At 70.4% G+C, this 10,248-nt stretch carries 10 protein-coding genes; all 10 read left to right on the forward strand.

Annotated features, from left to right (window positions below; translation table 11 throughout):
* The first annotated feature begins 19 nt into the window (after positions 1–19).
* The 10 genes from ABZX37_RS06315 to ABZX37_RS06360 all read left to right on the forward strand — a co-directional run bounded on the left by ABZX37_RS06315 (position 20) and on the right by ABZX37_RS06360 (position 9,411).
* On the forward strand, positions 20–847 hold the full coding sequence (locus ABZX37_RS06315; protein ID WP_354736565.1) for a hypothetical protein: 828 nt from the start codon (positions 20–22) through the stop codon (positions 845–847).
* Positions 844–2,331 (forward strand): ATPase, T2SS/T4P/T4SS family, encoded by a 1,488-nt coding sequence (locus tag ABZX37_RS06320; RefSeq protein WP_354736567.1) that lies wholly within the window; start codon positions 844–846, stop codon positions 2,329–2,331. The genes ABZX37_RS06315 and ABZX37_RS06320 overlap by 4 nt, the downstream gene beginning before the upstream one ends.
* Positions 2,328–3,269 (forward strand): type II secretion system F family protein, encoded by a 942-nt coding sequence (locus ABZX37_RS06325; protein ID WP_354736568.1) that lies wholly within the window; start codon positions 2,328–2,330, stop codon positions 3,267–3,269. The genes ABZX37_RS06320 and ABZX37_RS06325 overlap by 4 nt, the downstream gene beginning before the upstream one ends.
* Complete coding sequence (locus tag ABZX37_RS06330) at positions 3,266–4,171, forward strand: pilus assembly protein TadB (protein WP_344287358.1); 906 nt, start codon at positions 3,266–3,268, stop codon at positions 4,169–4,171. Before ABZX37_RS06325 ends, ABZX37_RS06330 begins: the two co-directional genes overlap by 4 nt.
* Before the next feature lie 57 nt (positions 4,172–4,228).
* Complete coding sequence (locus ABZX37_RS06335; RefSeq protein WP_344287356.1) at positions 4,229–4,483, forward strand: hypothetical protein; 255 nt, start codon at positions 4,229–4,231, stop codon at positions 4,481–4,483.
* 18 nt (positions 4,484–4,501) lie between these two features.
* Complete coding sequence (locus tag ABZX37_RS06340) at positions 4,502–4,930, forward strand: hypothetical protein (RefSeq protein ID WP_354736570.1); 429 nt, start codon at positions 4,502–4,504, stop codon at positions 4,928–4,930.
* A 95-nt stretch (positions 4,931–5,025) separates the two neighbouring features.
* Entirely contained in the window at positions 5,026–5,394 is a 369-nt protein-coding gene (locus ABZX37_RS06345) for a TadE/TadG family type IV pilus assembly protein (protein ID WP_344287488.1), read from the forward strand.
* Positions 5,391–5,843, forward strand: coding sequence for a TadE family protein (locus tag ABZX37_RS06350; RefSeq protein WP_354736572.1), 453 nt, complete (start codon positions 5,391–5,393; stop codon positions 5,841–5,843). Before ABZX37_RS06345 ends, ABZX37_RS06350 begins: the two co-directional genes overlap by 4 nt.
* Entirely contained in the window at positions 5,840–6,253 is a 414-nt protein-coding gene (locus tag ABZX37_RS06355; protein WP_354736574.1) for a hypothetical protein, read from the forward strand. Before ABZX37_RS06350 ends, ABZX37_RS06355 begins: the two co-directional genes overlap by 4 nt.
* The gene (locus ABZX37_RS06360; RefSeq protein ID WP_354736576.1) at positions 6,250–9,411 is read left to right on the forward strand and encodes a BTAD domain-containing putative transcriptional regulator; all 3,162 of its coding nucleotides are present in this window, start codon (positions 6,250–6,252) and stop codon (positions 9,409–9,411) included. The genes ABZX37_RS06355 and ABZX37_RS06360 overlap by 4 nt, the downstream gene beginning before the upstream one ends.
* Positions 9,412–10,248 lie beyond the last annotated feature (837 nt).

Here is a 10,248-nt window from a genome sequence, read left to right on the forward strand (position 1 = left end):
GGCGGTGAGGGTGTTGGCGATGATCACGATCGTCTCGGGCAAGGGATCGCCCGGCGGGACCACGACGTTGGCCGCGCTGGCGGCGGCATGGCCCGCGCCGGTGCTGCTGGCCGACTGCGACCCCGCCGGGGGCGACCTCGCGCCCGGTTGGCTGAGCCAATGGCTCGTGGCCGGCACGATCCGCGCCGATCGCGGGGTGCTGTCGCACGCGACCGCGACGCGGCACGCGACAGCGGGAGATCCGGCTGCGCTGCTTGAACACGTGCAACCGGTGCCGCCCGCACGGCACGTGGGCCTGCTCGCGGGATTGACGTCGCCGGGCCAGCACTCCGCGATCAGCGCTGCCGGGTGGACGCGGCTGACCGCGTCGCTGGCCGCATTCCGAACCCCGGCCGGGCGTCCCGCTGACGCGTTGGTCGACGTCGGCCGCTTCGGCGCGGCCACGCCGTGGCCCTTGCTGTTGGCCGCCGACGTGGTCCTGCTGGCGGTCCGCCCGACCCCGCGGCATGTGCTGGCCGCGCGCCCGGTGCTGGCCGAACTCGCCGAGCGGATCGTGCCGGAGCGGCTCGGCCTGGCGGTGTGCGCGACGTCGCCCCCAGGCGCTCACGAGGTCCGCGCCGCGCTGGGCCGGGCTGTCGCTGTTGCACTCCCTGCCGACGAGCGGACAGCGGCGGTGCTCTCCGACGGGAACGACGCAGGCGCTGTGCCGCGTCGATCGCCGCTGCTGCGCACTGCACGCCGGGCAGCACGCCGACTGCACGGCACCTACCACAATTACACGCCTGCCGAGCTGCGCGTACCGGCACCGCGCGCGTCCGTTGACGTCTTGACGGGAGCATCGCGATGACGTTGCCGCACAACGGGTATGGCCTGTCCAACGGCCCCAGCAGCTACTCGGTCCCGGCGCCGCAGGAACGCGGACTGCCGTCGAGCACCACGGCGGAGGGGCCGCTGGATTCGCGGACTGTTCGGGCGATCCGGGAATCGGTCGCGGCCCGGCTGGAGCGCGTCGCGGCTGGGGAGACCCACTTGGACGTGCCCCTGTCGGCGGCGGAGCAACAAGCGCGGATGAGCGCGTACGTTGCCGAGGAAGTCGCTGCCTGGGTCGTGCGCCGCGCTGCCGACGGGCAAGCGCCTCTGTCCGTTGAGGACGAACGCCGGTTGACCCGCGCGGTGGTGGCCGCGTTGTCCGGGCTGGGCGCGCTGGAGGAACTTCTGAATCGCGAGGACGTCGAGAACATCCATGTCCACGGCTGCGACCGCGTTCTGCTGGAGTTGGCCGACGGGTCGATCGAGCAATGGCCGTACCCGGTGGCCGACACCGACGCCGACCTCGTGGAAATGCTGGCCGCGATGTTCGCCCGCCAGGGCCAGACCAGCCGCGAGTTCAACGCCGGCCGCCCGTTGGGAAACCTCCGCATCAGCGCTGGCGGTCCGCTGGGCGCCCGGGTCGCGGCCGTGATGGAAGTCAGCGACCGGCCGCGAGTGGCGATCCGCCGCCACCGCCTGGTCGACGTCACCCTCGACGACCTCGTGGCCAACGGCACGCTCGATCCGGTGATCGCGTCGTTCCTGCGTGTGGCGGTGCGCGCGGGCTGCAACGTGATCGTCTCCGGTGGTCCTGCCGCGGGGAAAACCACGCTGCTGCGCGCGCTGTGCACCGAGATCCCGGACTACGAACACGTCGTGACCGTCGAGGAGGAATACGAACTCGGCCTGCACATCGGCGCGCGCCCCTTGGTCACACCGCTGGAAGCCCGGCCGGCCAACAGCGAAGGGATCGGCGAAATCACCCTGGACGATCTGCTCAAGCAGACTTTGCGGCACTCGCCGAGCCGGGTAATCGTCGGGGAAGTCCGCGCCGGAGAAGTCACCGCGATGCTGCGGGCTCTGGGCAACGGCGCGACTGGCGGGATGTGCACCCTGCACGCCACCAATGCGTCCGCCGTCTTCGACCGGATCGGGGCACTCGGGCAGCTGGCTACCCCGCCACTGGCGATCGAGGCCGCCCACCAGTGGACCGCCTCGGCAATCGACCTGGTCGTGCACGTCGCCCGCACCGACCACACCCACCTCGGCGCGCACCACCGACAGCGGTTCGTTTCCGAGGTCATCGAGGTCGGCCCGGTCGGTGATTCCGGCCGTCCGGACACCACCAGGATCTTCGCGCCGCGCCCGGCCGACGGCCGCGCGGTTCCCGCGTACGCCCCCAGCCGTGACCTGCTGGAGCGCCTGGAGCGGCACGGCTTCGACCGCGCCCAGTTCGACATCGCCGGTGCGGGGGCAGGTGCCGGAAACATCACCGGTTTCCCAGAAGGAGGTCGGCGATGACGAACGTGTGGCCGGGCTTGCTCGGCGTCGTCGCCGTGCTGGCCCTCGCCTGCGCGGTTACGGCAATGCTGCCTCCTGCCTCGCGGACAGCCGGTGGTGGCGTTCGAGGTTCCGTGCCGCAGCGAGCGGCAGGCTGGCGGGAGCGCCTGGCGCGGCTTCCGCTGCGGCGGGTTGCTGTGGCGGTGGTCGGGGGCGCGGTGGTGTGGTGGGCCACTGGCTGGCCGGTTGCGGCGATGGTGGCCGTCGCCGGGGCGGTGACCGTGCCGATCCTGGCTCGCGGACACGACGCGCAGCGGCTGGTCGCCCGCTTGGACGCATTGGCAAGCTGGGTACGGCGGCTGGCCGACATACTGGCCTCCGGCGCGGGCGGGCTGGAGCAGGCGATCACCAGCTCGGCCCGCACCGCCCCTGACGCCTTGGCCACGGAGGTCGAGACCCTCGCAGTGCGGCTGCGCACCCGAGGGCTGGAGCAGGCGTTGCGCGCGTTCGCCGACGACGTCGGCGACGAAGCCGCCGACGAGGTCGTCCTAGCCCTGGTCCTGCGCGCCCGCGCCGGTGGGCGCGGTCTGGTCGATGTTCTCGACGCGAAAGCCACCGCGCTCGAACGGGAGGTCGTGGCTCGCCGGGACATCGAAGCCGACCGGGCGAAACCGCGCGCCGATGTGCGCGCGATCCTCGGCATCACCGTGGTCTTGCTGGTCGGGTTGGTGTTGTTCGCCCGGGAGTTCCTCTCGCCCTTTGACGGAGTGCTGGGCCAGGTGGTCATGGCCGGGATCGGGGGTCTGCTCGGCGCGGCCGGGTGGTGGATGCACCTCCTGATCCGAACTCGCCGTCCCGCCCGGCTGCTCGGCGTCTCCTCCCGGACCCCAGTCGGCGCACCGAAGCCGAAGCGCTCGCTGACCGTGGTCACCAAGCTCGACGCGGAGGCCCTGCGATGAGCCCGGGTATCGCTGCCGCTGTTCTCGGTGCCCTCGCCGGGATTGCGCTCGTGTGCGTGATTCTGGCATTGGTACGGCCAGCACCGGTCAACCTGGCCGCCGCGGTCGCGGAGTTGGACGACCGTGCCGCGCGTCGCGTGGACGGAGCTGCGCCGCTGGGTCGTTGGTCGGTTCGGCTGCACCGCCTGGCCGGGTACTCGGCGCGGTCGTCGAACCGGTGGTGGGGCATTCCGGCCGGTGACCTCGACGTGCTCGACCAGACTGCCGAGCGTTACCTCGTTCGACGCCTGGCATGGGCTGGCGGCACCGCGGCAAGCGTCGTGGCGGTGGCGGGGCTGGCGTGGTTCGGCGGCGTCGGTTTCCCCGGCACCGTAGTGATCCTGGGCGTGCTGGTCGCTGCGGTGGCCGGGTCGCTGGTGCCGGTGCTGGCCGTGCACGAGGACGCTTCTCGGGCCCGAGAGGAGTTCCGGCGGGGGGTTGCCGCTTATCTCGACCTGGTGGCCCAGGAACGGGCGACGGGTCGTGCCCCGAGCCAAGCACTCGCCGAAGCTGCCGCAGTGGCGGATTCGTGGGTGTTCGCGCGGATCAGTCGCACGCTCGGCCGGGCGATGCGCGCCGGGCACACCCCGTGGGAAGCCTTGTCCCGGCTGGGCAAACGGATGGGTGTCGTCGAACTCGCCGACCTGGCGGACATCCTGTCCACCGCCGCTGATGGCGCTGCCATCTACAGCACGCTGATCGCGAAAGCGGCTGCGCTGCGCTCGGCCGCGCTCGCCGGAGACAAGGCCGATGCCAACGGGCGTTCCCAGCGGCTCGCGCTCCCGGTTGCCCTGTTGCTGGTCGCGTTTCTCCTGCTGGCCATCTATCCAGCCTTGCTCCGGCTGCTGACGGCCGGTGGTTAGCTGCGCAGCCAGAGACGAATCACCTAAGAACGTTGCACACCAAGGAGTTGAACATCCATGACTGAGATCCTGGAGCACTACCTCACCGCGGCGCGGCGGCGCGTTGCGCAACTCGCGCTGAGTCTCGGCGGCGCAGTGATGCTGTTGTGCGTCACCGTCGTGGCCCGCTGGGAGCGCGTGCGTACCGCCGGTGATCGCGGATCGGAAAGCGTGGAGAAGGCCGTCCTGGTGGCCATCGGGCTCGCTGTGGCCATCGGACTTGGGGTCGCGATCCGTGGCGTGGTGCAGCAGTTCCAAAGCCAGATCAAGTGACGATACGAAGGAGCCAGGATGCCCACCAGCGAGGAGATCGAACGTCGTGTCGCAGAGGCTGACGCACCCCGCAGCGTCCGGCGATCCGCTGCGGCACAACGAATCGGCGATCTTGCCACGCGTCGCGCCGAGATCGTTGCCCAGCTGAACGACGTCGAACGCCAACTCGGCGAGGTTCTCTCCGAATCCAGCGACGTCATCGACATTGACGAGCTAGCCCAGTTCACCGAAGTGCCTGCCACCGACCTCGCCCGCTGGCTCGACACGGGCAAACCGGTGCCTGCGAAGCGAAAGAAGCCCGCCAATAGCGGCTCCCGCGCGAAGAAAACCGCACAGCCGCCGAAAACCACCACCACCACGAAGACAGTGCCCACGCCACGTCCCCTCGCTGCGGCTCCAACACCCGCTGCGGACACCTTGGCGGCAACTAGCTCGGCGGCCCAGTGATGCGCTCCAGCAGGCTCAGCTACCGGGGACACCCGCAGGCGACGAAAAGCACCGGCACAGCTCAGATCCGCGACCGCGGAGCAGAGTCCGTCGGCTTGGCAATTCTGTTTCCGATTGCCCTGGTGTTGATCCTCTCGGCGGTGCAGGGCGGCTTGTGGTGGCATGCCCATGCTGTTGCCGCGCAAGCCGCCCAGGCCGGAGTGGAGGCTGGACGTCCGGTCGGTGGCACGACCACCACGGCCGCTGAGGCCGCGCTCTCGTTCGCCACCCGCGCCGGCCGCGGCGTCCTCACCGCCCCCGAGGTCCACGCCACCGTCACCGCGGACACCGTTCAAGTGGAGGTGTCGGGCACCGCCATCCGACTGGTGCCCATCCCAGGCCTGGACATCCGCGTCGCTGCATCGGCGCACGCGGTGAAAGAGCGCTTCACCGTGCCCGCGCTGGCGGCTGGAGACGGCCCATGAGGTCCCGAAACCGGATACACCATTGCTGGTCGCGGTACTGGAGTGACACGGGTTCAGTCAGCGTCGAAGCTGCGGTCCTGGTGCCCGCCGTGCTCTTCGTCGGACTGTTGATCATTGCCGGTGCCCGGGTCAGCTCGGCACAGCAAGCGGTCGACAACGCCGCCACCGCCGCAGCGCGCGCGGCGTCGATCGCGCGCAGCCCCGACGCGGCGCAACAGGCCGGAGCCCGCGTCGCCCGCGAACGGCTCGACCGCGAGGGCCTGACGTGTCACGCCTTCAGCGTGTCGGTCGACGCCAGCCAGATCGCGGTCGGCCGTGCCGGACAGGTCCGGGCAAGCCTGACGTGTCAGGTCGGGCTGAGCGATCTCGCACTTCCGGTCCCCGGCGGCACGGACACGCTCACAAGCACCTTCACCAGCCCCACCGACCCGTATCGAGGCATCCCATGACGACCCGGACAACGCCCCGGGACACGGGTTCGGTCAGCGTGATCGTGGCTGTGCTGGTGCCCGCGCTGCTGCTCGTCTTCGCCTTGGTGGTGGATGGCTCCGCCCGTTTGCAGGTCATCGCCCGCGCCGACGCGCTGGCTGCCGAAGCTGCCCGCGCGGCCAACACCCCGGTGGACACCCGCAGCCCCGCGGTCAGCATCGACACTACGACCGCAGCGCGCACTGCCGCCGACTACCTCGCCCGTGCCGGGTATCCCGGTCAGGTCAGTGTCGCCGGACCGCGCGCGGTCCGCGTGACCGTCACCGTCGTCGAGCCAGCCCCCATCGGGCTGCTTGGCGGTACCGCCGAGGCCACGGGCACCGCGTTGGCCGAACTCGGCGTCGGCACCCGGACCGGTGAGTTGCCATGACCACCGCACCAGTACAGCGGATCCGCGGGGCATGCGCCGCGCTGGCACTGCTCGCCTTCATCGCCGGGATACCGTGTGGACTACTCGCGCTCGGAGCCGACCCCGCCCGCCTGCTTCCCGACCACTGGCCCGCCCCCACTCCGATCAGCCAATGGCCCGAACGGATCTGGAACACGCTCCGGTGGGCGTGGCTGACCGGCGACCTCGTGCTCTGGCTGGTCGTGGCGACGGCGTGGGCTGGCTGGTTGCTGCTGACCCTCTCCGTCATGGTCGAGGTGATCCGCCAGACCGGGCACGGTGTCCGTACCGCCCGCGGTCTGCTGCGTCGGGCGCCGCGTGACCGATGGATCGCCGGACTGGTGGCCGCCGTTCTCGTGGCCACCTCCGCTGGTACCGCAGGGGCATCGACAATCCCGGCAACACCGGTTGCGGCCACCGCGCCGCCATGGCCCCACGAACACCCCGTCACGGCAGCCCGGGGCTCCGCAACGGACACCGTGACCGACCAGACCGCGGAGACCGTCGGTGCCCCGACCACGCCGTCTCCCGCGGCGGCGGGAACGGACGACACTGTGCCCTACACGGTGGTGCACGGCGACACCTTGTGGGACTTGGCCGAACGCCACCTCGGCCGCGGCACCCGCTACCACGAGATCGTGCGGCTCAACCCCGCCCTGCTCGCCGACAGCCCCGGCGACCTGGAACCGGGATGGACGCTGCTGTTTCCACCGGACGCCGTCGCCTTGCCTCATCCCGCGAACAGCGCCACCGCGAGCGGGCGCACCGTCACCGTCAAGCCCACCGACTCCCTCTCGGCCATCGCTGAACGCGAACTCGGCGATCCGGACGCCTGGCCCGCGATCTTCGACCTCAACGCCGGCCGCACCCAACCCGACGGCCGCGCGCTGCGGCACCCCGACCAGCTCCTGCCCGGCTGGCACCTCGTCCTTCCCGCCCAGGTGGCACCACCACCCGCGCAGCCGACAGAGCAGCCCGCGGCGTCACCGAACAGCCCGACACCCGCGCCTGCCCCAGAAGGCCCGGTTGCCTCCGCCGAGCAGCCCGCCCCGCAGCATGCACATCGAGGAGAACAGCCGGACATGCCCGAGGCACAGCCCGGAATTGGTATCGCGCTGCCGACCGGTGCGTTCGTCGGCCTCGGACTGGCTGCCCTGATCACCCTCGCGATGATCACCGTCCGAATCCGGCGCCGCCGCTGGTATCACCCCGGCGCACGCGACGACGCTGACCCTGCCGGCCTCCCGGTCGTCCGCGCACTGCGCATCGCCCACGACGCCGCCGCACCCGAGCCGGCCGACGACAACCCGGCCGCTGCGACCGCGCCACCCGGACACGCACGCCCGGTCGACATCCATGTCCGCGACCGAGCCCAGGCCACAGTCCGTGCAGTGCTCCCGGCACACCAGGACACCTCGCTCGGCGTACGCGACGAGCACGCCATCGCCCTCGACCTCGCCAGCACGCGGGGACTGGGGCTCACCGGTCCCGGTGCCCACGCCGCCGCGCGGGCCTTGATCATGACCCTGCTCGCACAGGCCACCAGCGACGACCTCGACGCCATGATCGTGATGCCCGCCGACGATGCCCGCGCACTCTTCGGGCACGACCTGGCGGACCCCGTCCCGGACCGGCTGCACATCGTCGACGACCTGCCCGCAGCGCTGGCGACGTTGGAGGCCGAGCTGGTCGCCCGCACCGACACCAACGACCTCGCACGGGACGACCCGCCAGCGAACACGGCGCACCCGCGCGGCGACACCGGGCCTGCCGTGATGGTGGCCACGCCCACCGCGGACACGAACCGGCGCGCGCACGCCGTCCTCGACAACGGCTCGCACCTCGGCCTGACCGGAGTGTTCCTCGGCCCCTGGCACCCCGGCGGCACCGTGCGCGTGCGCCACGACGGCACCGTCGAAGCGACCAACCCCACCCTGAGTGACGACTTGGCCGGTGCCCGACTGTTCACGTTGCCGGACGCCGACGCCCGTGACCTGCTCGCGCTCCTGCACGCGGCCGAGCCCGGCCGCGACGACCCGATCCGAGACCGTACCGTCGCTGGCAGTGCCGTGGAACCGGGCACGCAGCGGCAAAGCCGAGCCGAGAGCACGACGGCGAACGCTCAACCGCTCGTCTCCGAGTACGAGTTCGCTACCGCAGCACCCGACGCTGCGGCCGTGACCCCACCGACGGCACCCGCCAGCGCGAACCCCAGCGAGCACCCGACGACCGGACCGTTCGGACCGGCTGAATCAGAAACGACCGAGCCATCCCCGCCGGACGTCAGCAACCAGCCGCGTCCGCCAGCTACCCGGCGCGACGGCAACCCAACGACCGCGCCGCGCCCGGCCACGGAACCAGCCCCGGTCCCGCCGCTGCACCTGCAGGTGCTCGGCCGGCTGCGCCTGACCAGAGCGAGCCCCGAACCCCGTGACCTCATCGACGTTCTCGCTCCGCGGCAACGCGAGATCCTGGTCTACCTGGCACTGCACCGTGACGGGTGCCGACGCGACACCCTCAGCGCCGCGCTCTGGCCGGACGCTCCCGGCGAACGTCCCTACAACAGCTTCCACGCGACTCTGTCCCAGCTACGCCGGGGCCTTCGCCGGGCCAGCAACGACGACACCCTCGACATCATCGTCCACCAGGACAGCCACTACCGGCTCGACCAGACCATCCTGACCGCCGACCTCTGGCGGCTCCAGGACGCCATCACCGCCAGCCGCCAAGCTCCGGCAACAGAGGCCGTCGGGGCATCGAACCGCCTCACCGAGCTGTACCGCGGAGACCTCGCCGAAGGCATCACCGCGGACTGGATCGACGGGCCCCGTGAAGCGCTCCGGCGCGACGTCCTCGACGCGCTCAGCACCCTGATCCGCAAGATCAGAACCGACCACCCCGAACAGGCACTCGCCCTGCTGGAACAGGCCCGCAACCTGGACCCCTACAACGAGGCGATCTACCGCGACCTCATGCGCCTCCAAGCGCGACTCGGTCAGCACGACAGCATCCCGCGCACCCTGCACCTGCTCACCACCTCACTGGCCGACCTCGACCAACGCCCCGCCCCGAGCACTCTCAGTCTCGCGGACGCCCTGCAACAGCCGAGAAATCACCTATCCAACCGGCAAGCCAGCTAAACAAACCCAGCGCCTCACGCAGAAATAGCCGTGATTCTCATTGCGACCCACCAGTTGCCGAAGGGTTGTCCAACAGGAGTCAACCTCGCTATACTGGGCTGATTCCTCACGAATACTTCGAACGCCGTGACGCGAACGTATTCGTGAGATTCCGGGAAGCAGCGGCGGCAGTCGCGGAGGCGATCCGCAGCACGACCCGAGGCCAGTACTCTGCCGCGTGCACAACCGGCACAGAGTCGGCGGCGAGCCCATAGACCTCTCGCCCGTCCACCTTCCTCGCCACCTTCCTCTCCAACTTCCTTTCCGGACTCCCACTAGAGAGGAAGGGGCGCGTCAAAGCCTTGCTGCAGGACAACGCTGGGCAACCCCTTCCTCCGTGTCCCCCGACTTCGGTGCCGGCAGGCACGTGAACAGTCGGCTTGGGTGGCGTGTTGGCTATCTGATGCTCGCACTGCCTTCCGTGGCAAGTTCCGTTCCGCTGCAGCCAGCTTCTTCTTCATTCTCCCCCTCCTCGGCTTTCCTTCCATTCTTCTTTTTGATCCCGAGTGGTCGCATGACTCTTTCTGTCTTTTCCTTGCGCGCAAGGAAAACCTAACGACACAGAAACATGACCCATGGATATTGACAACCATATAAACGGCGTGGCCACAAGTGGCGTGATTCGAAAACCGCAGGATATCCAAAGAGAAATTCGTACCGAATCCAAGCTGTGCGGGTCGCGGGCGCGGGCGCCGGCTGCCGCTGTGCGGGTCGCGGGCGCGGGCGCCGGCTGCCGCTGTGCGGGTCGCGGGCGCGGGCGCCGGCTGCCGCTGTGCGGGTCGCGGGCGCGGGCGCCGG

This window comes from Amycolatopsis sp. NPDC004079 (assembly GCF_040610415.1).
GTDB lineage: Bacteria > Actinomycetota > Actinomycetes > Mycobacteriales > Pseudonocardiaceae > Amycolatopsis > Amycolatopsis halotolerans.

Coding starts and splice junctions, on each gene's coding strand:
- ABZX37_RS06335 (WP_344287356.1), top strand. CDS start 4,229: ATGACTGAGATCCTGGAGCACTACCTCACCGCGGCGCGGCGGCGCGTT.
- ABZX37_RS06355 (WP_354736574.1), top strand. CDS start 5,840: ATGACGACCCGGACAACGCCCCGGGACACGGGTTCGGTCAGCGTGATC.
- ABZX37_RS06325 (WP_354736568.1), top strand. CDS start 2,328: ATGACGAACGTGTGGCCGGGCTTGCTCGGCGTCGTCGCCGTGCTGGCC.
- ABZX37_RS06315 (WP_354736565.1), top strand. CDS start 20: ATGATCACGATCGTCTCGGGCAAGGGATCGCCCGGCGGGACCACGACG.
- ABZX37_RS06350 (WP_354736572.1), top strand. CDS start 5,391: ATGAGGTCCCGAAACCGGATACACCATTGCTGGTCGCGGTACTGGAGT.
- ABZX37_RS06330 (WP_344287358.1), top strand. CDS start 3,266: ATGAGCCCGGGTATCGCTGCCGCTGTTCTCGGTGCCCTCGCCGGGATT.
- ABZX37_RS06340 (WP_354736570.1), top strand. CDS start 4,502: ATGCCCACCAGCGAGGAGATCGAACGTCGTGTCGCAGAGGCTGACGCA.
- ABZX37_RS06360 (WP_354736576.1), top strand. CDS start 6,250: ATGACCACCGCACCAGTACAGCGGATCCGCGGGGCATGCGCCGCGCTG.
- ABZX37_RS06320 (WP_354736567.1), top strand. CDS start 844: ATGACGTTGCCGCACAACGGGTATGGCCTGTCCAACGGCCCCAGCAGC.